We start from the raw sequence: 22,542 nt of genomic DNA on the forward strand, positions 1-22,542 counted from the left end.
CGCGGACACGCCCTAGGGCCGCAGCGCGCGCAGGAGCAGGTCGGCGAGGTGGTCGGCGACCTGCTGGGGGGTGAGCGGGCCGTCCGGGCGGTACCAGGTGGAGAGGTGGTGGACCGAGCCGAAGTGGTAGTCCACCACCAGGTCGGCCGGGGTGGCGGAGGTGAACACCCCGCTGCGCTGGCCCTCTTCGACCAGCGCGCGGAACCGCTCGTGGTAGCGCCGCCGTTCGGCGCGCACCTGCTTGTTCTTCTCGGGGCTCAGATGGTGCATCGAGCGGAAGAAGATCGCCGCGTCGTCCAGGTTCTCGATCGTGGTGACGACCACGTCGGCCGCCGCCGCGCGCAGCCGCCGCTCCACGGGCTCGTCGGCGTCGGCGAAGGCGTCCAGCCGTTCCTGCTGGAGGCGGAGCACCCGCGCGTACACCTCCTGGAGGAGGTCTTCCTTGGAGCCGAAGTAGTGGTAGAGCGCGCCCTTGGTGACGCCCGCCGCCTCCACGATCTCCTGGACCGACGTGCTGCCGTAGCCCTGCTCGGCGAAGAGCCGGGTGGCGGCGGCCAGCAGCCGCTGGGGTACGGGCACGCCCTTCCCGTCCGTCGTTCTGGCCACTGTCGCCGCCTGCCTCTCAGTTCTCGGCGGGGTGCGCCGCCGTGGTGCCCGCCGCCGTCCCCCGACGTGAACGCGGCTGCCGCCCGCAGATCTTCCCACTCATGGCCGGCCCCCTCCGTCACCGCCCGGTTGCTTCCCATTTCTGCTGAACCCGGTTCATGCCGTTCAGCCAGCGGTCGGGGTCGCCCGCCCGCGCCCGGGAGTACTCCGCGACCTCGGGGTGCGGCAGCACCAGGAACCGGTCCGTCTCCATCGCGTCGAACAGCGCGTCGGCGACGTCCTCGGGCTCGATCGCCGTGGGGGCGAGTACGAGGTCGCCCGCCGATCCCGTCGCGGCCAGCATGTCCGTCCGTACGCCCTGCGGGCAGATCGCGTGCACCTTGAGGCCGCGGTGGCGGTAGGTCAGGGAGAGCCATTCCGCGTAGGCGAGCGCGCCGTGCTTGGTGACGCTGTACGGCGCGGCGCCGATCATCGTGAGGAGTCCGGCGGCGGAGACGGTGGAGACGAAGCGGCCCGTGCCGCGCTCCAGCCAGTCGGGCAGCAGAGCGCGGGAGGCGCGTACGTGCGCCATGACGTTGACGTCCCAGGCCGACGCCCAGACGTCCTCGGCGGCGAAGGCGTCACCGGCCGAGCCGACACCGGCGTTGGCGCAGTAGATGTCGACGGCGCCGCCGAGCGCGTCGCGCGCCGACTCGACCACGGCGGAGGCGTCGCCCGGTACGGCGGCGAGGGCGCCGATGGACTCGGCCACGGCCCGCGCCTTGGCGGCGTCGAGGTCGTTGACGACGACCCGTGCGCCCTCGGCGACGAATCTGCGGGCGAGCGCGGCACCGATACCGCCGCCGGCTCCCGTGACCACCACTCGCGCGTCCCGCACCGTCACCATCGGACCTGCCTCTCCGGTTCACCGTTCAGCGTTGACCGTTCGCCGCGGCACACACCGCTCGACACCAGCAGACTAACCGGTCGGTATGTACCGACGGAAGGCTAGAGTGCGTGCCCATGACAAACAGCGTCTCGATGACGGAGGTGGCCCGATGAGCCTGACCCGACGGAGTCTGATCGCCGCGGGCGGTGCGGTGGGAGCGACGGCAGCGGTGGGGGCGGCCGGCGCCCCGGCCGCCGCGTCAGGAGGGAGGGGACGCGTCCGCACCGGCTTCGACCGGCTGGCGGCCGACGGCTACCGGCTGCTCGCCGGCCACCAGGTCGGAATCGTCACCAACCCGACCGGCGTCACCCAGGACGTACGGCATGTCGTCGACGTCATGCACGGCGACGAACGCGTCGACCTGACCGCCGTCTTCGGCCCCGAGCACGGCTTCCGGGGTACGGCCCAGGCCGGCGGCTCCGAGGGCAGGTACGACGACCCGGCGACCGGGCTGCCGGTGTACGACACGTACCAGGCCAGCGGCCAGCGGCTCGCGGACATCTTCACCGAGTCCGATGTCGACACGGTCGTCTTCGACATCCAGGACGCGGGCGCCCGCTTCTACACCTACATCTGGACGCTCTACGACTGCATGGAGGCGGCGGCCCTCGCGGGCAAGCGCTTCGTCGTGCTCGACCGCCCGAACCCGGTCACGGGCCGGGCGGCGCTCGGGCCGGTCCTGCACCCGCGGTTCGCGACGTTCGTCGGCCGCAGGCCGATCGCGCAGGCGCACGGCATGACGGTCACCGAGCTGGCCCTGCTGTTCAACGGCGAGTTCCTCGACCGGCCGGTCGAGCTGGACATCGTCCGGATGTCCGGCTGGCGCCGTGCCGACTTCTTCGACGACACCGGCCTGCCCTGGGTCCCGCCGAGCCCCAACATGCCGACGCCGGAGACCGCGCTGGTCTACTCGGGCACCTGCCTCTTCGAGGGCACCAACCTCTCCGAGGGCCGGGGCACGACCCGCCCCTTCGAACTCCTGGGCGCCGAGGGCGTCGACCACGCGTGGGCCGAGGCCGCGAACGCCGAGGAACTGCGCGGGGTGCGCTTCCGTGAGGCGTACTTCGCGCCGACCTTCAACAAGTTCCAGGGCAGAACGGTCGGCGGGGTCCAACTGCACGTCCACGACCGGGAGTCGTTCGACCCGGTACGTACGGGCATCGCGCTGCTGGTGACGGCGAAGCGGTCGTGGAGCGGCTTCGCCTGGCGCGAGGACAACTGGATCGACAAGCTGACCGGCTCCACCTCCGTACGCACATTGATTGACGCGGGCGCGGACACGGACGAGGTGGCCGGCGCCTGGCAGACGGACCTCGCGGCGTTCCGGACGACGCGTGAGCGGTACCTCCAGTACCGCTGAGCGGGGCTGATGGCAGTCCTCACGGGTGAAAAGCCCGCTGATGGCTGCCATCGCATTTTCGATGGAGCCGGATCGGGCACGCGTACGTCTATTGGATGACGCCGATGCAGCAACGACGGAGGTGGCAGGCGATGGCCGGATTCCGGAGTCTCGCGAGACAGGTGCGCGATCCCCGAAGTGACCTGGCACTACGCCGGTATTCACTGCGTAAGTGCCTTGAACGATTCGCCCCTTATGGACATCGGGCAACCTGGGACCATCTGTGTGAACGGCACGACATCGAGCCGGAGGACAGAGCTCCCGATCCGGCGCGGCTGATGGCCGCGCTCGACGAACTGGAAGAGGCGCGGGCCGTCTGGCTGGCGTACGAGACACAGTTCGCCAAGCGCCGTAAGCGCGAGAAGCACGACGGGCTGAGAAGGCCGGGCACGTTCGACGACTGGCACCGCAGGACCTGGGGCGGCAACGGGGTGGCGCGGTGCGACGACCCGGCCGTGCATCCCACGGAGCCCCTGGCCGAGGTGCTGCGCCGGCTGATCAGCGGACTTGAGTCGGGACCGGGCGGCGCGTGCCCGGTGTGCGCGGAGAAGGGAATCGTCTGGCGGGCGGATCTGTCGCAGGCTCCGTGGGCGGGAGCGGTGTGCAAGGGCTGTGGCATTGTCGTGCCGCGGCCCGTTCTCACGTCCGAGGCCATGGAGCGGGCGAAGCGCGTACGGCAGCGGGAGTTGGCCTCGGTGGCCTGACCCGCCGCCGGGCGGGACAGGCCGGCGCACGGAGTGACGGCGGACGAGGTACGGATCGGTTCGGGGGCGCGCCGATCCGTCGGACGCTACTTCGGTGCGCGTCTGCGCTCCGCCAGGAGCCGGGAGCCGGACATCCGCTCGCCGAACACGTCGTCCGGGTTGGACAGTACGCAGGTCTCCAGCGAGAGACAGCCACAGCCGATGCAGTCGGTCAGATGGTCCCGCAGCCGGCCGAGTTGTCTGATGCGCTCGTCCAGTTCGGAGCGCCACGCCTGGGAGAGCCGGGCCCAGTCGTCATGGTTCGGCGTACGCCCCTCGGGAAGCTCCGCGAGAGCGTCCCTGATGGTGGCGAGCGGGATGCCGACGCGCTGGGCCGCGCGCACGAAGGCGACCCGGCGCAGTGTGTCCCTGCTGTAGCGGCGCTGGTTGCCGGTGGTGCGGCGGCTGCTGATCAGCCCCTTCGTCTCGTAGAAGTGCAGGGCGGACGGAGCGGCGCCGCTGCGCGCTGACAGTTGCCCGACGGTGAGTTCATGGATCTTCTCCGGAATCTGCGGCACACAGCCGACCCTACGTGGGCGTCGTGTCACGCGTTGACAGGACAGACGGCCCCCACCATGCTGACCAAGCGCTTGGACACCGGGCTTGAGAGGCAGGGATCGACAGACATGGCTGAGCCGAGGGTCTTCACATCCGCGGAGGAGCTGCGTGCCGCTGTCGGCGAGCAGTTGGGACACAGCGACTGGCTGGAGGTCGACCAGAAGCGGATCGATCTCTTCGCGGAGGCCACCGGTGACCACCAGTGGATCCATGTGGACCCGGAGCAGGCGGCGAAGGGCCCGTTCGGCACGACCATCGCGCACGGCTATCTGACGCTGTCGCTGCTGCCGGTCCTGGTCCCGCAGATCCTGTCCGTCCAGAACGTGACGATGGGCGTCAACTACGGTGCCAACAAGGTGCGTTTCCCCGCCCCCGTGCCCTCGGGCTCGCGGGTGCGCGCGACGGCGGTGCTGAAGGAGATCACCGAGGCGGGCGGCGGCGTGCAGGTCACGGCCGTCGTCACGGTGGAGCGCGAGGGCGGCGAGAAGCCGGTGTGCGTGGCGGAGTCGGTCTCCCGCTACTACTTCTGAGCCGCTTCCGGACTACTTCCGGGCGCCGGTCGCCGGCAGCGGCCGGTCCCGCGCCACCACCATGCGCAGCACGAGGTCGGCGTAGAGCGTGCCGACCTCGTCGGGCGTCCGGCGCCCCTGGGTGTTGAACCAGCGCGCCACGTCGATGCAGAGCGACAGCACGGCCAGTGTGGTGCCGGGGACGTCGGGGACGTCGAACTCCCCGTCCCGTACGCCGTCCTGGAGGATCCGGCGCACCGTCGCGTCGCTGCGTCTGCGCAGTTCGACGATCTCGGTGCGGTGTTCGGCGGCGAGGGCGTCGAGTTCGTACTGGACCACGCGGGCCGTCGTATGGCGCGCCGCGTGCCAGCCGACGAAGGAGCGGACGGCGTCGGTCAGGCGCTCGGCCGCCGTGCCGTCGCGGTCGGCGGCGGCGGTCAGGATCTCCAGTGCCTTGTCGTGGCCGATGCGGCTGATCCGGTGGAGCAGTTCTTCCTTGGTCTTGTAGTGGATGTAGAGTGCCGCCGGGCTCATCCCGGCGCGGCTCGCGATGTCGCGGGTGGTGGTGGCGTGGTACCCGCGTTCGGCGAACGCCTCCACGGCGGCGACGAGCAGCTTTCTGGCCGCCTCGGGGGTGACCTCGCCCCACGGCATGCCCTCGCCGTCGGCCGTCCGTTCCGCCGTACGCATCCCTCGCGCCCCTTCCGGCCGCTTCCTGTCAACAGAACGCACACCCTACCCCGTGGGTGAGCAAGCGCTTAGGTGTCTGGTCGAACCGGCGTCGCACGTGCGGCGGGCCGCCGCCGGGTCGCCGTCCTACGATGTGCGCCATGGCCCGACCCCGTACGCCGCTCCTCAGCAGAGACCGCATCGTCGCGACCGCGGGCGCGCTCGTCGACGCCGAGGGACTCGGCGCCGTCTCCACCCGCCGGCTGGCGGCGGAGCTGGGGGTCAGCGGGCCGTCCCTCTACAACCACTTCCGCAACAAGGACGAGATCCTGGACGCCGTCGCGGACTCCGTCAGCGCGCAGGTCGATCTGTCGATGTTCGACGAGGACGACGTACGGGACTGGCGTACCGCACTGCACGACTACGCCGTCTCCTACCGCGCCGCGCTCACCGCGCACCCGCACATCGTGCCCGTGCTCGCCCAGGGGCCCGGCCGCCGTCCGGCGGGGCTGCGGGTGGCCGACACGGTCTTCGGCGCGATGGTCCGGGCGGGCTGGCCGCCGGTCCAGGCCACCCATATCGGGGCGCTGATGCGGTACTTCATCACGGGTTCGGCGCTCGGCTCGTTCGCCCGGGGCTTCGTGGACGACGAGACGGCGTACGACCCCGCCGACTATCCGCATCTCGGCCAGGCCCATCTGCTGGCCGAGCGGCAGCAGCGGGTGGACGAGGGCGCCTTCGAGACGGGGCTGACGGCACTGATCGTCGGGCTGGCCGCTCAGTACGAGACAGTTCGGGCCACACCGAAGAGTTCTTGAGGCACCCTGGAGGCATGCCGCAGACCTCCACCCCCGAGCCCGACCTTCTCGAACTCCCCGCCCCGTCGGCGTCCCCCGGCGCGCTCGTCGCGGGCTTCGCCGCGCTGCTCGCCGACGAGACCCGCGCCGTCTTCTGTCTGTCCCTGCTCGACGGGCGCGCCTGGACGGCGGGCGAGCTGGCACGTGAGGCCGGAGTCGCCGCGTCCACCGCCAGTGAGCACATCGGCAAGCTGATCGCCGCCCGGCTGGTCACCGAGGAGCGGCAGGGCCGCCACCGGTACGTGCGGCTGGCCGACGCGACCACCGCCGAGCTGGTCGAGTCGCTGGCCGCGCACGTCATGCCCGGCCGGGACAGCCCGCACATCGTGCGCGCGTCTCGGGCGAGCGGCGCCATGGCGCGCGGGCGTACCTGCTACGACCATTTCGCCGGGCGGCTCGGGGTGACCCTCACCGACGCCATGGCGCGGCGCGGACTGCTGCTCACCGACGCCGGCTTCGCCCTCACCGAGCAGGGCACGGACTGGTTCCGCGAGCGCGGGATCACGCTGGACGGCCCCGGGCGTCGCCCGGTGGTCAGCTCCTGTCTGGACTGGACCGAGCGCCGGCGCCATCTGGCGGGGGTGGCGGGCGCCGGGCTGTGCCGTCTCGCGCTGGAGTCGAAGTGGTGCGTGCGCATCGGTACGGAGCGGGCGGTACGGGTGACACCGACCGGTGAGCGGGTCTTCGCCGAGCTGCTGGGGATCGAGGCGGCGAAACTCCGCTGACAGTCCGAATTAATAGTTCGGTGACAGCCGAACTATTCAGGGCTTAGCATCGCTCCCATGGCGAAATTCTCAGCTCCACGCGCCCAGGCGCGCCCGGCCGCCCCGGCGGCCACCACCGGTGCGTCCGGCACGCCCGACAGCCCCGTCCGGCGTGCGCAGCCGCTGGCGCTGGCCGCCGCCGGGGTCACCGTCGTCCTCTGGGCGTCGGCCTTCGTCTCCATCCGCAGCGCGGGCGAGGCGTACGCGCCGGGCGCGCTGGCGCTCGGGCGGCTGCTGACCGGCTCGCTGGTGCTGGTCGCGATCCTGCTGATACGCCGTGAAGGGCTGCCGCCACGGGCCGCCTGGCCCGGCATCGTGGTGTCCGGACTGCTCTGGTTCGGCGGCTACTCGGTGGTCCTCAACTGGGGCGAGCAGCTGGTGGACGCGGGCACGGCGTCCCTGGTCGTGAACATCGCGCCGCTGCTCATGGCGCTGCTCGCCTTCCGGCTGCTCGGCGAGAGCCTGGCGCCCCGGCTGCTCACCGGCATGGCGGTGTCCTTCGCCGGCGCCGTGGTGGTCGGCCTGTCGATGGCCGGCGGCGGCAGCACCTCCGTACTCGGCGTGGTGCTCTGCCTGGTGGCGGCGGTGGCGTACGCGGGCGGAGTTGTCGCGCAGAAGCCCACGCTGGCGTACGCGACGCCCTTGCAGGTCACCACCTACGGCGCCCTGATCGGGGCGGTCGGCTGCCTGCCCTTCGGCTGGCAGCTCGTGCAGGACGCCGCGCACGCGCCGCTGTCCGCGACGCTCAACATGGTCTATCTGGGCGTCTTCCCGACCGCGCTGGCGTTCACGACCTGGGCGTACGCCCTGGCCCGTACGACCGCGTCGCGGATGGGCGCCACGACGTACGCGGTGCCGGCGATCGTCGTCCTGATGGCCTGGCTGCTGCTGGACGAGATCCCCGGCCCGCTCACGCTGGCCGGTGGTGTGCTCTGTCTGGCGGGTGTGGCGGTGGCCCGTTCGCGCTCACGCCGGGTGAAGGACCAACTGCCCGACGCCTCTTGAGCTTCGAGTACTACGGGAAAACGATCAGTGCCCGGCCGCCGCGCCCCGCGATCATGGTGTCGAAGGCGGCCGGGATCCCGTCCAGTGAGATCCGTTCCGTCACCAGCGCGCCGAGGTCGAACCGGCCGGCCCGGACGTGTTCGGCGATGACCGGCAGATCGCGGGCCGGGTCGCAGTTGCCGTACACACACCCCGACAGCGTGCGTCCCCAGTGGAACAGCTCCAGCGCGTTGAACGTGACCTGCTGGTCCTTCCCGCCGATGCCGACAACCGTGGTCCGCCCGCCCCGGCGGGTGGACTCCCAGGCCGTACGGATGGTGACGGCGCGGCCGACGCACTCGACGGCGACGTCCGCCCCGTGGCCGCCGGTCAGCCGGCGGACGTCCTTGGCGGTGGTGGCGGAGGCGACGAGATAGTCGGTGGCTCCGGCCGCCCGCGCCAACTCCTCCTTCTCCGGGGAGACATCGACGGCCACGACGGTCGAGGCCCCCGCGATCCTCGCGGACTGGAGTACGGCCAGACCGACCCCGCCGACGCCGAAGACCACGACGGTCTCACCCTCGCGGACCCGGGCGCTGTGGTGGACGGCGCCGTATCCGGTCAGGACGGCGCAGCCGAGCAGCGCCGCGTCGGTCAGCGGGATGCCGTCGGGGGCGGGCAGGACGCAGTTCGCGGCGACGACGGTCTCCTCGGCGAACGCGGCGACGTTCAGGCCGGGGTGGAGCGGCGTGCCGTCGGCCGTACGGGCGTGGACGGCGCCCACGCCGGACAGCGCCGAGGCGCAGAGCCAGACCTCGCCGAGCAGGCAGTGGTGGCACTGTCCGCAGGACGGCGCCCAGTTGAGTACGGCTCCGTCGCCCGGGGCGACGTGTCTGACACCTTCGCCGACGGACACGACCGTGCCCGCGCCCTCGTGGCCGAGGACTGCCGGGACGGGCACCCGCATGGTGCCGTCGGTGAGGGACAGGTCGGAGTGGCAGACCCCGGCGGCGGCCAGCCGGATTCTCACCCGGCCGGGGCCGGGCTCGGGCAGTGCGATGTCGGTGATCTCCAACGGAGCCCCGACGGCGGGCAGGACGGCGGCGCGGACCACGATCGGTTTCTCTCCCGGCTCAGAACTGGAGGGACTTGGTCTGGAGGTACTCGGCGAGCCCGTGCGCGCCGAGTTCCCGGCCGACGCCCGACTGCTTGTAACCGCCGAACGGGGCAAGGGGGTTGAACCGGCCGCCGTTGATGTCGACCTGGCCGGTGTCCATCCGCCGCGCGAAGGCGGCGGCCTCGCTGTCGTCGCCCGCCCAGACGGCGCCGGCGAGGCCGTAGACGGTGCCGTTGGCGATCCGCAGGGCGTCGTCCTCGTCCTCGTAGCGGAGGATGGACAGGACGGGGCCGAAGATCTCCTCCTGGGCGATGCTCATCTCGGGGGTGACGTCGGCGAAGACGGTCGGGGCGATGAAGTAGCCGGTGTCGTACGGGGGTTCGACCCCGCCCGTGACCAGTCGGGCGCCCTCGGCGACACCCTTGTCGATGTGGCCGCGCACCCGGGCGTGCTGGGTGGCGTTGACGACGGGGCCCACACGGCACAGTTCGTCGTGCGGGTCGCCCGCGCGGTACGACGCGACGGCAGCCGCCGCGGCCTCCACGGCCTCGTCGTACCGGTCGGTGTGGACCAGCATCCGGGTCCACGCGCTGCACGTCTGGCCGGAGTTGGTCATCACGTTGGCGACACCGGCCTTGACGGCCTTGGCGAGATCGGCGCTCGGCAGGATCACGTTGGCGGACTTCCCGCCCAGCTCCAGCGCGACGCGCTTGATCGCCGCTCCGGCCGTGGCGCCGATCAGCCGTCCGACGGCGGTGGAGCCGGTGAAGGAGACCAGGTCCACGTCCTCGTGCGCGGCGAGCGCCTGCCCGGCGACGGCGCCGGTCCCGGTGACCACGTTCACGACGCCCGCGGGCAGGCCCGCCTCGTGGACGGCCTCCGCGAAGAGCTGAGCGGTCAGCGGGGTGTCCTCGGCGGGCTTGACGACGACCGTGCAGCCGGCGGCGAGCGCGGGGGCGACCTTGGCGACGATCTGGTGCAGCGGGTAGTTCCAGGGGGTGATCGCGCCGACGACGCCCACCGGCTCCATCAGCACCGTCGAGTTGCCGATCCGCTCCTCGAAGGCGTAGGAGGCTGCGAGTTCGGCGTACGAGCCGGCGACGGCCACCGGCACCGAGGCGTGCACGGCCTTCGACAGCCGCAGCGGGGAGCCGAGTTCGGCGGTGACGGTCTCGGCGATCTCGTCCTTGCGGGCGGCCATGGCGTCCCGCAGGGCGGTCAGGCGCGCCGCGCGTTCGGCGGGCGCGGTGGCGGCCCAGCCGGGGAAGGCGGCGCGCGCGGCGCGTACGGCGGCGTCGACGTCCTCGGCGGTACCGGCCGGGACCTCGGCGATGACCTGCTCGGTCGCCGGGTTGACGACGGCGATGGTGCCGGGCCCGGCGGCGGGGCGCCACTCACCGCCGATGTACATGCTGTTGTGCGCCTTCATCGCTCGTTCCTCCCGGGGGGACTGGCGCGTGCGGCTGCGGTTCGCCGTCGCCACCCCCAAACTAGCGGCGTTAGTTTTCCGGCGCCAGGGACCCGGGGAGTCCCGAACATCACAACCCCGGAGCGGTCAGGTGTCGATGCCGGGCATGTCCATCGGCGCGGGACAGATCCGCTGCCCGTAGTCGTCGAAGACGTAGAGATGCGCGAGGTCGACCAGCAGCGGCACCTGCGCCCCCGTACGCAGCCGCATGTCGGGGCCGGTGCGTACGACGAGGTCGCTCGAGGTGATCGCGGGGCGGTCCGGGGTGTACGTGGCGGGGTTCTCCGGCTCCGGGTCGTCCAGCGCCACCACGGGACCCGACACATTGGCGGGCACCCGGCCGGGGACGTGCGCGGCGGCCCGGTCCCGCAGCCGCTCCAGGACCCCCGGCCCGCTCCGGCCGCGGCGGCGGCGCGGGGCCGCCCTGAGGCGCGGCGATTCGAGGTCGGGCACGACGGCGGGCTGCGAGCCGGTGTTGAGATGCACCAGCGCCTCGTGTCCCTGGTACTCCATGTGCTCGACGATGCCGCTGAGCGCGACCTCGCCGGGGCGGGCCTGGCTCGGCGGGGCGATCCGCGCCGCCTCGGACCGCAGCCCGACGATGATCTTCCGGCCCTGCTGGATACGGAGCAACTGGTGGTCGGGGCTGAGGGGTTCGGGCAGGGGCAGCCGCTGCCGGCCGAGATCGATCGACATCCGGCCTTCGAGGGGCGCGTAGACGACGGCCTGGAGCAGATTGATGCGCGGGGTGCCGATGAAGGCGGCGACGAAGACGTTGCGCGGCAGCGCGTACGTGTCGCGCGGCGAGCTGACCTGCTGGAGGACCCCGCCGCGCATCACCGCGACCCGGTCGCCGAGTGACATCGCCTCGGCCTGGTCGTGTGTCACATAGATGGTCGTGACGCCCAACTCGGCGGTCAGCTGCGCTATCTCGGCCCGGACGTGGTTGCGCAGCTTGGAGTCGAGGTTGGACAGCGGCTCGTCCATCAGGAACGCGGACGGGCGCCGTGAGATCGCGCGGCCCATCGCGACGCGCTGCCGCTCACCGCCGGAGAGCTGACTGGGGTAGCGGTCCAGGACATGCTCGATGCCGAGCATGCGGGCGGTGGCCTCGACGCGTGCGGAGCTGTCCTGCCGGGGGCTCTGGAGGCTCAGCGGGAAGCCGATGTTGTCGCGGTTGGTCATGTTCGGGTAGAGCGCGAAGTTCTGGAACACCATCGCCATCTCGCGGTCGCGCGGCGGCAGAAGGTTGGCGCGTTCGCCGTCGAGCAGCAACTCCCCCTCGGTGATGTCCTCCAGACCGGCGATCATGCGCAGCACCGTGGACTTGCCGCAGCCCGACGGACCCAGGAGGACGACGAACTCGCCGGGATCGATGTCCAGGGAGAACCGGTCGACGGCACGCGTGGTCCGCCCGTACACCTTGCTGACACTGTGCAGAGAGATGGCGCGAGTCATGAGGATGCCGCCCGGAAGGTGAGGTTGAGCGCCTGCGACGCCTGAAGTTAGCCGACTACGCGGGGTCAGGGAATGACTTGCGGCGTCACAGGTGGCACCCGGGCCGATCCACCGCAGGGCGTACGGCAGTTGCGGGGGGCGGTGTCCAGACAGGAGTCGTAGACGGTGTCGTTCAGTGGCGGTCGCGGCCGTCCTCGGCCGCAACGGGCGTCTCTTCGGGAGTCTCAGGAGCCTTCGCCGGGGCGGGAGTCGCCGGCGCCGGGGCCGGATCGCGCGGCGTGGACCGTACGCCCAGGCCCGCCGCGCCCAGCAGCAGCACGCCGAGCATCATGAACGGCGCGCCCGTGCCCGCGACTCCGGCGACGAGCCCGGCGGACGCGGGGGCGGCGACCTGCCCGAGCCGGTTGCCGGTGAGCCTGAGCGCCAGCGCGGTGGAGCGGGCCTCCTCGGGAGCCGCACGCACGACGGTCGTCATCGACAGCGGCTGGCCGACACCGAGACAGAAGCCGAGCGCCACGAGCATCAGGGCCAGCCCCCACACCGGCACGGGCAGCGCGATCCCCGCGCAGAGCAGCCCGCCGAGCAGGCAGGAGCCGGTGAGCAGGACCGTACGCCCCATCCGCTGGATCATCGGTGTCATCACCAGGCGGCAGGCGATGGCGGCGGCCGCCCGCAGACTCAGCAGCACACCGATCACGGTCGGGGAGATGCCCCGCTCCTCGCCGACGACCGGGAGGTACGCGGTGAGGATGTCGGTCGCGGAGAGCACGGCCAGGCTGACGAGGATGCCGCTGGGGACGCCACGGGTGCGCAGGATGCGCCACACGGACACCTTGCCGGGCTTGGACTCGGGCTTCTTGGCGGGCTCGGTCTTCCCGCGCCGCTTCCGTTTCCCGCCCGGCCCCGTCGTCGTCCCGGCGGGGATCATCGGCGCCTCTATGCGCCGCAGACAGGTGAGGGAGACGGCGGCGACCCCGGCCGAGACGACCAGGGCGAGCGCACTGGTACGCCCCATCGCGCCGTCGTGGCCGGAGACCAGCAGCCCGGCGGCGACCGGGCCCACGAGCTGGCCCAGCGACGCGCCGATGGTGAAGTGCCCGAAGTTACGGTCCTGTTCGGCCGGTGAGCTGCGGCGCGCCACGATGGACTGCGCCCCGATGACGAAGCAGAGATGGCCGAGGCCCATCACTCCGCTCCAGGCGGCGAGCGCGGCCAGGGACCCCGCCGTGCCGCTGAGCCCGCAGCCCACGCCGATCAGCACCGCGCCGACGGCGAGGAGCGGCACACAGCGCCCCCGGTCGGTCCTGCGTCCCAGCGGTACGGCGGCGAACAGCGGCAGCAGCGCGTACACACCCGCGATGACGCCGACCGCGCGCTCGTCGGCGCCGAGCGCGAGGGCCCGGTAGGAGACGGCCGGCCGTGCCATCGACACGGCGGCCTGGGAGAAGGCGAAGGCGATGACGAGACGCAGCAGCCACCGTCGGTCCCCCGCCCCCGCCCGCGCCGCCATCAGATGGTGCCGAAGAGGATCGCCGCGGCGAGCACGACGAGGGAGGTGAGCACGGCCCACTTGACGGTGAACCTGGTGTGGTCGCCGAACTCGACCTTGGCCATGCCGACGAGGACGTACACGGCGGGGACGAGCGGGCTCGACATGTGCAGCGGCTGGCCGACGATCGAGGCGCGGGCGACCTCCAGCGGGGAGACACCGTGCGCCGCGCCGGCCTCGGCGAGGACGGGCAGGACACCGAAGTAGAAGCCGTCGTTCGACATGAAGTACGTGAGGGGCAGGCTCAGCAGTCCGGCGACGATTCCCATGTGCGGGCCCATGCCCTCGGGAACCGCGCCCACCAGCCAGTCAGCCATGTGTTCGACCATACCGGTGCCGGTCAGGACGCCGGTGAAGACGGCCGCCGCGAAGACCATGCCGGAGACGTTGAGCACGTTGTCGGCGTGGGCGGCGATACGGGCCCGCTGGTCCTTCATGGAGGGGAAGTTGACCGTGAGGGCGAGTGCGGCGCCGAGCAGGAAGAGGACCGGGATGGGCATGAGCTGCATGATCATCGCGGTGAGCAGGACGAGGGTGAGCCCGGCGTTGAACCAGTAGAGGCGCGGACGCAGGGTCGAGCGGTTGGGGTCGAGGCCCTTGAACTCCTCGTCGTCCGCGGGCTCTTCGGCGTCGGAGCCCTTGCTGTCGGCGCCCTTGTCGTAGGAGACACCGCCCGCGGACGAGCCCGCGCCGCCGCCGGACCCGGTCCGCGCGGTGCCCTTGCCGCCGCTGCCAGCGCCCGCCTCGACCAGCACCGTCTCGGTCACCGGCTCCAGCACCTCGTCGAGGGTGAGCGTGCCGAGGCGCTTGCGCTCGCGCAGCCCGAGGACGTACGAGAGGAGGAAGACGGCGAGGAGCCCGACGGCGAGCGCGGGGATCATCGGGACGAAGATGTCGGTGGCGTCGACCTTCAGCGCGGTGGCGGCGCGGGCCGTGGGCCCGCCCCAGGGAAGGGTGTTCATGACGCCGTTCGCCGTGGCGGCGACACCGGTCAGCACGACCAGGCTCATCTTCAGCCGCTTGTAGAGCGGGTACATCGCCGAGACGGTGATCATGAAGGTGGTCGAGCCGTCGCCGTCGAGCGAGACGATCGAGGCGAGCAGGGCCGTACCGACCACGATGCGCATCGGGTCGGCCTTGCAGAAGCGCAGGATGCCGCGCACGATCGGGTCGAAGAGCCCGACGTCGATCATCACACCGAAGTAGACGATGGCGAACATCAGCATCGCCGCGGTCGGCGCCAGATCGCCGACCCCCTCGATGACGTAGTCCCCCAGCTTCGCGCCCTGGCCGACCAGGACGCAGAAAAGCGCGGGGATCAGCACGAGGGCCGCGATCGGGGACATCTTCTTCGTCATGATCAGCACCAGGAATGTGGCGATCATGACGAATCCGAGGATTGTCAGCATGTGGGGTACCTCACGTTCACCGTTGAACTCCCACCCGGATCGGCGGTGCGGATGACGTTAGGTGTCGTTTCCTCGCGTTAACAAGATGTTGACGTGCGAGCAATACGCGCAAAACCCCAGGTCAGACAAGGGTGCTGGTCAGGCGGGGGCCAGCTCGACCGGAAAACCGTTGAGCACGGACGTCCCGGACAGCGGGTCGCGGCGGCTGCCGTCGAGCAGTTGGTTGACGTTGACGCCGGGCCGTGCGCGGGCCACCGCCATGCGGGTGCCGGGACGGTCGTGCCCCCAGCCGTGCGGCACGCTCACGACCCCCGCCCGCACCGTGTCGGTGATCTCCACGGGGAGCGTGATCTCGCCCGCCTCGGTGGTCACGCGCGCCGGGCCGCCGTCCGTGAGGCCGAGACGTTCGGCGTCGGCGGGGTGGACCTGGACGGTGCAGCGGTTCGAACCGCCGTTGAGCGTAGGCACGTTGTGCATCCAGCTGTTGTTGGAGCGCAGATGGCGGCGCCCGACGAGCACCAGCGACGCGGGGACGCCGGTGAGCGCGGCGCGCAGCCGGGGCAGGTCGGCGGCGATCGGCGGGGGGAGCAGTTCGACCCGCCCGCTCCGGGTCTTGAGGATCGCGGGGAGCCGGGGTTTCAGTGGCCCGAGGTCGATGCCGTGCGGCCGGTCGGCGAGCCGGGCGAGGGTGAGCCCGGCCGGGTCGGCGCCGAAGCCGTCGCCGTACGGGCCGAGGCGCAGCATCAGGTCGAGCCGTCGCTCGGGGCCGCCGGGACCGGTGAGCGCGGCGGCGAGTTCCTTCGCGTCGCGCCCGTGGACGGGTGACAGCGGGTCGGCGACGGCCTTGCCGAGCGTACGGTCGATGACCTGGTCGTCCACGGCCGACGGGTCGGCCCCGTGCATGCCGCCGACGGCCAGCACCAGCCGGGCCAGGATCTCGCACTCGTCCATCGATCCGGGCGCCAGGGGGACGGCGGGCGGGCTGTAGCGGACCTGGTTGCGTACGGCGAAGCCGTTGAAGGCGAAGTCGAAGTGGGCGCTGCGGGAGGGCGGCGGCGGGGGCAGGACGACGTCCGCGTGGCGCGACGTCTCGTTGAGGTAGGGGTCGACGCTGACCATGAAGTCCAGCCCGTCCAGGGCCCGTTCGAGGCGGCTGCCGTCGGGCGCGGAGAGCACGGGGTTGGCGGCGAGGGCGATCACCGCGCGGATCCGCCCGTCGCCGGGTGTCTCGATCTCCTCCGCGAGGGCGGCGATGGGCAGTTCGCCCTTGGCCTCCGGGTGGCCGCCGACCCTGCTGGTCCAGCGGCCGAGCGCGAAGCCCTTGCCGGGGCCGGCCGGGCGGGGCGCGCGGTCGGTGGCGGAGAGCGGGAAGAGCGCGCCGCCCGGCCGGTCGAGATTGCCGGTGAGCGCGTTGAGTACGTCGACGAGCCAGCTGGCGAGCGTGCCGTACTCGACGGTGCAGCTCCCGATGCGTCCGTAGACGGCGGCGGTGGGCGCCGCCGCGAGTTCGCGGGCGAGGGTACGGATCTCCCCGGCGTCCAGGTCGCAGGCCGCGGCGACGGCGTCGGGGGTGAAGTCCCGTACGGCTTCGCGGAGTTCGGCGAGTCCTTCGAGGTGGCCGGCCAGTGCGCCGGGGTCGGTGAGTTCTTCCTCGAACAGGACCTGGGTGAGGGCGGCGAGCAGCAGGGCGTCGGTGCCCGGCCGGATGGCGAGGTGCCGGTCGGCGAGGCGCGCGGTGCGGGTCCGACGCGGGTCGACGACGGTGAGGGTGCCACCGCGCCGGCGCAGGGCCTTGAGCTTGCCGGGGAAGTCGGGGGCGGTGCAGAGGCTGCCGTTGGAGTCCAGCGGGTTGGCGCCCAGGAGCAGCAGATGGTCGGTGCGGTCCAGGTCGGGCACGGGGATCGCGAGGGGGTCGCCGAAGAGCAGCCCGGACGACACGTGTTTGGGCATCTGGTCGAGGGTGGAGGCGGTGAAGAGGTTACGGGTGCGCAGGACGCCGAGCAGTACGGGCGGGTAGAGCGCGCCGGCCATGGTGTGCACGTTGGGGTTGCCGAGGACGACGCCGACGGACTCCGGTCCGTGCTCCTCGGCGAGGGGGCGCAGCCGGGCCGCGACCAGGTCGAACGCCTCGTCCCAGCTTCCCTCCCGCAGTTCGCCGTCGACCCGGATCAGTGGGGTGCGCAGCCGGTCGGGGTCGGCGTCCAGCTCGCCGAAGGAGGCGCCCTTGGGGCAGATGAAGCCCTTGCTGAACACGTCGTCGCGGTCGCCGCGCGCTCCGGTGACCGTGGTCCCCTCGATGGTGAGGGTCAGTCCGCAGGTGGCCTCGCAGAGCGGGCAGACGCGCGGGGCGGTGCGGACGGGGCCGGTGGGCGGCATGGGTCCTCCAGGGCGGCGGCGATGGCGCGCGGGCTGCCGCCGAGCATACCGACCGGTACGGATGAGGGAAGGGGGTCGGCCGTCAGCCCAGCGTCCGGGCCAGATACGCGCGGACGAGTTCCCTGGTCTCGGCGATGATGTCCGGATCGCCCGACGCGTCCGTACGGAAGGCGAGTTGGAGCAGCGCGTCCGCCGCCTCGACGGCGACCAGGACCGTCCGGCGCAGCGCGGTGTCCGGGGCGCGGCCCAGCTGGGCGGCGAGCAGCGCGGTGAGACGGTCCGCGACGCGGTCGTTGGCGTCGGGCACGGGCGCGGGGTCGGCGCCGGGCGCCGGAGCCGGGCCGGGCGGGCCCGCCGGGATCCGGGTACCGAAGTCGACCGGCCCGAAGCCGGGCACGGTGCGTTTCATGGCGAGGTACTCGTCCAGCACCGCGTCGATCGCCGACCGCCAGTCGGCGGCCGGGATCGCGGCGAGCCGGTGCTCGACACGGGCGGCGTAGCTGTCCAGATTGCGCCGGGCGAGCGCGTCGGCCATGGCGCGCTTGTTGCCGAAGAAGCGGTAGACGGACCCGATGGGGACGCCCGCCCTGGTGGCGACGGCACGGGTGGACAACTCCTCGTAACCGGTCTCGTCGAGCAGTTCGGCGCAGGCGTCGAGGATCCGGGCGAGGCGGGCCGCGCTGCGCCGCTGCACGGGGACCGTGCGGAGGCCGGGCGTCACATGAGGTCCGGCGCTGGCTCCGTGCACGGGCTGGCCCACCCTTCGGCGCGATGTGCGGTGTTGCCGTCCTTCGAGTCTCCCTCGTGACGGGCCGCTGTTCGAGACGCCGTGCCCGTACTTCTGTTCGCGCCCTCGCTTTCACGACTTCCGGTCCCGCGCGCGTCGGGCGTCTCTTTCGGACAACGTGATCCCGCCCGCCTGTCCCCGTTGACGCGCCGCCCACTCAATCCTACGGTGGACCATAGGATTCAGTGATCGGCACGAGAGGGACACGGGGAGCGACCATGAGCGGCATCGAGCAGGCGAGGAAGACCGCCGAGGGCCTGGCGTACGCCACCGGCTTCGGCAACGAGCACAGCTCGGAGGCCGTGCCGGGCGCCCTGCCCGTGGGCCGCAACTCACCGCAGAGAGCCCCGCTCGGGCTGTACGCGGAGCAGTTGAGCGGCAGCGCCTTCACCGAGCCCCGCGCGCACAACCGCCGCTCCTGGCTCTACCGGATCCGCCCGTCGGCCGCGCACCCGCCGTTCACCCGGACCGACAACGGCACGCTGCGCGCCGCGCCGTTCACCGAGTCCGTGCCCGATCCCAACCGGCTGCGCTGGAACCCGCTGCCGCCCCCCGGGCCCGGCACGGACTTCCTGGCGGGCCTCTGGACGCTCGGCGGCAACGGCGACGCCACGCGGCGCAGCGGCATGGCGGTGCACCTCTATCACGCCAACTCCCCTATGACGGACCGGGTGTTCAGCGACTCCGACGGTGAGCTGCTGATCGTCCCCGAGCACGGCGGGCTGCTGATCCACACGGAGTTCGGCCTGCTCGCCGCCCACCCCGGCGAGATCGCGCTGATCCCGCGCGGTGTGCGCTTCCGGGTCGACCTGCTGGCGGAGACCGCGCGCGGCTACGTCTGCGAGAACTACGGCAGCCCCTTCGTCCTGCCCGATCTCGGCCCGATCGGCGCCAACGGCCTGGCGAACGCGCGGGACTTCCGCGCCCCCGTCGCCGCGTACGAGGACGTGGAGCGCCCGACCGAGGTGGTCAACAAGTTCTGCGGGAATCTGTGGACCGCGACGTACGACCACTCCCCGCTCGATGTCGTCGCCTGGCACGGCAACCATCTGCCGTACGTCTACGACCTGCGCCGGTTCAATGTGATCGGCACCATCAGCTACGACCACCCCGACCCGTCGATCTTCACCGTGCTGACCTCACCGTCGGACACCCCGGGCCTCGCCGGCGTGGACTTCGTCGTCTTCGCGCCGCGCTGGCTGGTCGGCGAGAACACCTTCCGGCCGCCGTACTTCCACCGGAACGTGATGAGCGAGTACATGGGCCTGATCGAGGGCGCGTACGACGCGAAGGCGGAAGGCTTCGTGCCCGGCGGCGGTTCGCTGCACAACATGATGTCGGCGCACGGGCCGGACCGGGAGACGTTCGACCGGGCCAGCGCCGCCGAGTTGAAGCCGCAGCGGATCGACGACGGACTGGCGTTCATGTTCGAGACGCGCTGGCCGGTGACCGCGACCGCGCAGGCGGCGACGGCCGGGCATCTTCAGACGGGTTACGACGACGTGTGGCAGGGTCTGGAGCGCCACTTCAGGCCGTCTTCCGGCCCGGCCGCCCCCACCGACAGAGTCTGACCCGACCCGGAGCCCGCCGTGACCGCTTTCGCCCCCGATTCGCTGGTCCTCAACCGCAAGCTGCCGCTCTGGTACCAGGTCTCGCAGTCGCTGCGTGCCTCCATACTCGGCCGGCGTCCGCACGACCCGCTGCGCCTGCCCACGGAGGAGCAGTTGGCCGCGCACTACGGCGTCAGTGTGCTGACGATGCGTCAGGCGCTCAAGGAGCTGGAGCAGGAGGGGCTGATCAGCCGGCACCGGCGGCGCGGCACGTTCATCGAGCCGGGCGCGCGGCGCGGCGCGCCCCGCCGGCTGCTGGGCTCGGTCGACGCGGTCGTGGCACAGCAGTCGGGCGATAGGACGACGGTGATCGGCCATGGCCGGGCGCTGGTGCCCGGCGAGGTGGCCGAGTATTTCCCGGGCGTCGACGAGGTGGCCCTCTACCGCCGGCTGCGCCGCGACGGCGAGAGCGGTGAGCCCGTCAACTGGGCGGAGAACGCGCTGCGTACGGAGGTGGCGGACCGTCTCGATCCCGGCGATCTGGAGCGCTGGCCGATGACGAAGGTGCTGCGCGACGTGCTGGGCGTGAAGATCGGGCGGATCACGGACACGGTGGAGGCCACGCTCGCCGACCCGGCCACGGCCGAGCTGCTCCAGGTGCCGCTGCTGAGCCCGATCCTGCACTACACGGGTGTCACGTACGACGCGGACGGCCAGGTCGTGGACGTGGCGAGGATCCGCTACCGGGGCGACCGGTTCTCCTTCTCGGTCACGATGGAGACGGACTGACCGGCTCCAGGACCCGCCGGTGGACCCGGTCGGTACGCTTTCGGGGACGGCACATGACGGACCTGGGAGGGGTGTGCCCGTATGACGGCCGCTTCGGCCCCGCTGCTGAGCGACCTCATGCCGTGGTCGGTGGCGCCGCTGCGGCTCGGGCGCGGCTGGATCCTGGCTCCCGACGCGGGCACGCTCACCGCGCGCTGGGACACGCTGATACGGGCCACGGGCGCCGAGCGGGAGGCGCTGTTCCGGCCGACCCGGTCGCGTACGCCGCACAGCGCGGTCGCCGCGCTGCCGGGGCAGCTCACGGGCACGGGGAGGTTCGCGCGGGAGTCCGGGCGCTGTCCGGCGCCGCTGCGGGTGGGGCACGGTCCGTTCGACGAGCGGTATGTGATCCCCGACCACCGGCTGATCGACGCGGCCAGGCCGGAGCTGTGGCGGGTCGCGGACGAGCGCCAGCTCTTCGCCGTGGAGCAGGGGTTCGTGCCCGGCGCCGTGGGTCCGCCGCTGCTGGTGAGCGCCCTGCTGCCGGACGGCCGCTCCCCCGCCGGGCGGCCCGGCCGGATCCGGCCGCTGTTCCGGCGGCCGGGCGGCACCGAACCGAATCTGACGCCCGGACTCGTCGAGTCGCTGACCGCGCGCCTCGGACAGGAGGTCACCCCGCGCCAGTTGCTCGACTGGGCGGTCGCGGCGGGCCGGCCGTCTGCGCGCGGCTGTGTGGTGCCGCTGACCGCCGACCCGGCCCTGTGGACGACCGGTGTGGCGCTGGGCGCCCTGCTGACCGGCATCCAACTGCGCGGCGCGCGGGGCGGGGAGCGCCATCGGCTGCCCGGTGGCCGCAGGCCGTACGTACGCGCGGCGGTCCCCGCGCGGCCCACGACGATCGGTTACGACTCCGAGGACGAGACGCTCCACCTCGGTGACGGCCGGATCTCCCCCGTGCCGGCCGAGGCGTGGGATTTCCAGGTCGGCGGGGTCCGGATGATCGAGCTGTGGTTCGAGCGGCGTGCCGAGTCCCCGGAGCCCGGCACGCTGGAGGCGATCGGCCCGCGCGCCTGGCCGCGGGAGTGGACCTCGGAGCTGCTGGAGCTGATCACCGTCCTCGCGCTGCTCGCCGAAGCGCGGCCCCGGCAGCGGGAGTTGGGCCGGGCGCTGGACGACGGCCCGGTGTTCGGGGCGGACGAGCTGCGGGCCGCCGGTGTGCTGCCGGTCCCGGACGGGGCCCGGCGCCCCGCCTCGGTGTTCGACCACCACGAGGAGGGCCCGGACGGGCAGTTCGCCCTGATCTGAGGCGCCCCGGGAACGGGTGTCAACCGCGTGCGAACGAGTTCAGCACCCGGCTCAGCGCCCGGTCGAAGACGGCCTCCATGTCGACCGGCCCCGAATCCGCGGCGACGGCCGCCGCCAGTCGCGGATAGCGCCCGGTGGCGAGCTCCTTCGCCAGGTGGGCCGTCCTGATCTCCTGCTCCCGCTCGGCCGACCAGGGCAGGGAGCGGGTGCGCTCGGCGGTCTCGATCTCGTTGGCGACGTAGGTGGTGACGACGCCGTTCACCATCGCCACCAGCTCGACCTTCTGGCCGTACGGCAGATCCAGCGGGTCCAGGCACCACAGGCTGTATTCGAGGAACTTCATCGAATTCGGACTGAAGCCGTAGGCCGCCGACATCAGGCGCGACATCCACGGATGACGCCGCATGATCGCCCGCGACCCGTGGGCGAGTCCCGTCAGATCGGCCCGCCAGTCGCCGGTGGGCCGCTCCGGCAGCTCGTGCTCGTCCGCGACCAGATCGACCATCAGCTCGTACAGGTCCTCCTTGCGCGGCACGTAGTTGTACAGCGACATCGTGCCGCAGCCCAGCTCCCCGGCGACGCGGCGCATCGAGACGGCGTCCAGGCCGTCGGCGTCCGCGATCCGTACGGCGACTGCCGCGATCTCGGCGCGTGTGTACGCGGGCCTGGGGCCACGGGCGGCGCGCTCGGGACGGGACCAGATCACTTCGGGTTCAGCAGGTCGCCCCGCCATCGGTC

General features: G+C 72.2%; 21 protein-coding genes. 9 read left to right on the forward strand and 12 right to left on the reverse strand.

The features are described 5' to 3' along the window. Positions 1-12: 12 nt before the first annotated feature. Together BHU15_RS24970 and BHU15_RS24975 are read right to left on the reverse strand one after the other, a co-directional pair. Positions 13-606 carry a TetR/AcrR family transcriptional regulator gene (locus BHU15_RS24970; protein ID WP_069629258.1) on the reverse strand — a complete coding sequence of 198 codons (594 nt, stop codon included), beginning with the start codon at positions 604-606 and terminating at the stop codon, positions 13-15. 118 nt (positions 607-724) lie between these two features. After that, positions 725-1,492, reverse strand: coding sequence for an SDR family oxidoreductase (locus BHU15_RS24975; RefSeq protein ID WP_069629259.1), 768 nt, complete (start codon positions 1,490-1,492; stop codon positions 725-727). 151 nt (positions 1,493-1,643) lie between these two features. Between BHU15_RS24975 and BHU15_RS24980 the strand changes: the two genes are divergently transcribed. Together BHU15_RS24980 and BHU15_RS24985 are read left to right on the forward strand one after the other, a co-directional pair. After that, positions 1,644-2,894 (forward strand): exo-beta-N-acetylmuramidase NamZ family protein, encoded by a 1,251-nt coding sequence (locus BHU15_RS24980; RefSeq protein ID WP_069629260.1) that lies wholly within the window; start codon positions 1,644-1,646, stop codon positions 2,892-2,894. Positions 2,895-3,025: 131 nt separating this feature from the next. Beyond that, positions 3,026-3,637 (forward strand): hypothetical protein, encoded by a 612-nt coding sequence (locus BHU15_RS24985; protein WP_069629261.1) that lies wholly within the window; start codon positions 3,026-3,028, stop codon positions 3,635-3,637. A gap of 86 nt (positions 3,638-3,723) precedes the next feature. Here the strand turns inward: BHU15_RS24985 and soxR are convergent, their stop codons facing one another. Next, positions 3,724-4,194, reverse strand: coding sequence for a redox-sensitive transcriptional activator SoxR (gene soxR / locus BHU15_RS24990; protein WP_023542746.1), 471 nt, complete (start codon positions 4,192-4,194; stop codon positions 3,724-3,726). A gap of 108 nt (positions 4,195-4,302) precedes the next feature. Between soxR and BHU15_RS24995 the strand changes: the two genes are divergently transcribed. After that, the gene (locus BHU15_RS24995) at positions 4,303-4,764 is read left to right on the forward strand and encodes a MaoC family dehydratase (RefSeq protein WP_069629262.1); all 462 of its coding nucleotides are present in this window, start codon (positions 4,303-4,305) and stop codon (positions 4,762-4,764) included. Positions 4,765-4,776: 12 nt separating this feature from the next. Here BHU15_RS24995 and BHU15_RS25000 read toward each other — a convergent pair whose 3' ends face one another. Beyond that, positions 4,777-5,433, reverse strand: a complete 657-nt coding sequence (locus BHU15_RS25000; RefSeq protein ID WP_069629263.1) for a TetR/AcrR family transcriptional regulator — start codon at positions 5,431-5,433, stop codon at positions 4,777-4,779. A 140-nt stretch (positions 5,434-5,573) separates the two neighbouring features. Here BHU15_RS25000 and BHU15_RS25005 point away from each other — a divergent pair, with 140 nt between their 5' ends. Genes BHU15_RS25005 through BHU15_RS25015 form a run of 3 tightly spaced genes read left to right on the forward strand, consistent with a single transcriptional unit; the run spans position 5,574 to position 8,038 of the window. Further along, the gene (locus BHU15_RS25005) at positions 5,574-6,230 is read left to right on the forward strand and encodes a TetR/AcrR family transcriptional regulator (RefSeq protein ID WP_023542743.1); all 657 of its coding nucleotides are present in this window, start codon (positions 5,574-5,576) and stop codon (positions 6,228-6,230) included. A 14-nt stretch (positions 6,231-6,244) separates the two neighbouring features. Then, the gene (locus tag BHU15_RS25010) at positions 6,245-6,994 is read left to right on the forward strand and encodes an ArsR/SmtB family transcription factor (protein WP_079128360.1); all 750 of its coding nucleotides are present in this window, start codon (positions 6,245-6,247) and stop codon (positions 6,992-6,994) included. Positions 6,995-7,051: 57 nt separating this feature from the next. After that, positions 7,052-8,038, forward strand: a complete 987-nt coding sequence (locus BHU15_RS25015; protein ID WP_079128361.1) for a DMT family transporter — start codon at positions 7,052-7,054, stop codon at positions 8,036-8,038. A gap of 10 nt (positions 8,039-8,048) precedes the next feature. Here the strand turns inward: BHU15_RS25015 and BHU15_RS25020 are convergent, their stop codons facing one another. The 7 genes from BHU15_RS25020 to BHU15_RS25050 all read right to left on the reverse strand — a co-directional run bounded on the left by BHU15_RS25020 (position 8,049) and on the right by BHU15_RS25050 (position 18,142). Next, on the reverse strand, positions 8,049-9,131 hold the full coding sequence (locus BHU15_RS25020; RefSeq protein ID WP_069629264.1) for a zinc-binding dehydrogenase: 1,083 nt from the start codon (positions 9,129-9,131) through the stop codon (positions 8,049-8,051). Between the two features lie 19 nt (positions 9,132-9,150). Then, positions 9,151-10,563, reverse strand: a complete 1,413-nt coding sequence (locus BHU15_RS25025; protein ID WP_069629265.1) for an aldehyde dehydrogenase family protein — start codon at positions 10,561-10,563, stop codon at positions 9,151-9,153. A gap of 126 nt (positions 10,564-10,689) precedes the next feature. Continuing rightward, a complete protein-coding gene (locus tag BHU15_RS25030; protein ID WP_069629266.1) occupies positions 10,690-12,060 on the reverse strand; it encodes an ABC transporter ATP-binding protein in 1,371 nt (456 codons plus the stop codon). Between the two features lie 172 nt (positions 12,061-12,232). Beyond that, positions 12,233-13,570 (reverse strand): MFS transporter, encoded by a 1,338-nt coding sequence (locus BHU15_RS25035; protein WP_069629267.1) that lies wholly within the window; start codon positions 13,568-13,570, stop codon positions 12,233-12,235. Further along, a complete protein-coding gene (locus BHU15_RS25040) occupies positions 13,570-15,018 on the reverse strand; it encodes a CitMHS family transporter (RefSeq protein ID WP_069629268.1) in 1,449 nt (482 codons plus the stop codon). Before BHU15_RS25040 ends, BHU15_RS25035 begins: the two co-directional genes overlap by 1 nt. Before the next feature lie 138 nt (positions 15,019-15,156). Beyond that, positions 15,157-17,394, reverse strand: coding sequence for a molybdopterin oxidoreductase family protein (locus tag BHU15_RS25045; RefSeq protein ID WP_069629269.1), 2,238 nt, complete (start codon positions 17,392-17,394; stop codon positions 15,157-15,159). An 82-nt stretch (positions 17,395-17,476) separates the two neighbouring features. After that, positions 17,477-18,142, reverse strand: coding sequence for a TetR/AcrR family transcriptional regulator (locus BHU15_RS25050; protein WP_171908442.1), 666 nt, complete (start codon positions 18,140-18,142; stop codon positions 17,477-17,479). A 257-nt stretch (positions 18,143-18,399) separates the two neighbouring features. On the opposite strand from BHU15_RS25050, the gene hmgA reads away from it, so the two are divergent. The 3 genes from hmgA to BHU15_RS25065 all read left to right on the forward strand — a co-directional run bounded on the left by hmgA (position 18,400) and on the right by BHU15_RS25065 (position 21,804). Continuing rightward, a complete protein-coding gene (hmgA, locus tag BHU15_RS25055; protein ID WP_069629271.1) occupies positions 18,400-19,752 on the forward strand; it encodes a homogentisate 1,2-dioxygenase in 1,353 nt (450 codons plus the stop codon). 18 nt (positions 19,753-19,770) lie between these two features. Then, complete coding sequence (locus BHU15_RS25060) at positions 19,771-20,520, forward strand: GntR family transcriptional regulator (RefSeq protein ID WP_023542732.1); 750 nt, start codon at positions 19,771-19,773, stop codon at positions 20,518-20,520. 81 nt (positions 20,521-20,601) lie between these two features. Continuing rightward, the gene (locus BHU15_RS25065) at positions 20,602-21,804 is read left to right on the forward strand and encodes a type ISP restriction/modification enzyme (RefSeq protein ID WP_069629272.1); all 1,203 of its coding nucleotides are present in this window, start codon (positions 20,602-20,604) and stop codon (positions 21,802-21,804) included. A gap of 19 nt (positions 21,805-21,823) precedes the next feature. On the opposite strand, the gene BHU15_RS25070 is transcribed toward BHU15_RS25065, so the two are convergent. Then, the gene (locus BHU15_RS25070; protein WP_069629273.1) at positions 21,824-22,537 is read right to left on the reverse strand and encodes a TetR/AcrR family transcriptional regulator; all 714 of its coding nucleotides are present in this window, start codon (positions 22,535-22,537) and stop codon (positions 21,824-21,826) included. Positions 22,538-22,542: the final 5 nt, after the last annotated feature.

The organism is Streptomyces niveus (genome assembly GCF_001723055.1).
GTDB lineage: Bacteria > Actinomycetota > Actinomycetes > Streptomycetales > Streptomycetaceae > Streptomyces > Streptomyces niveus.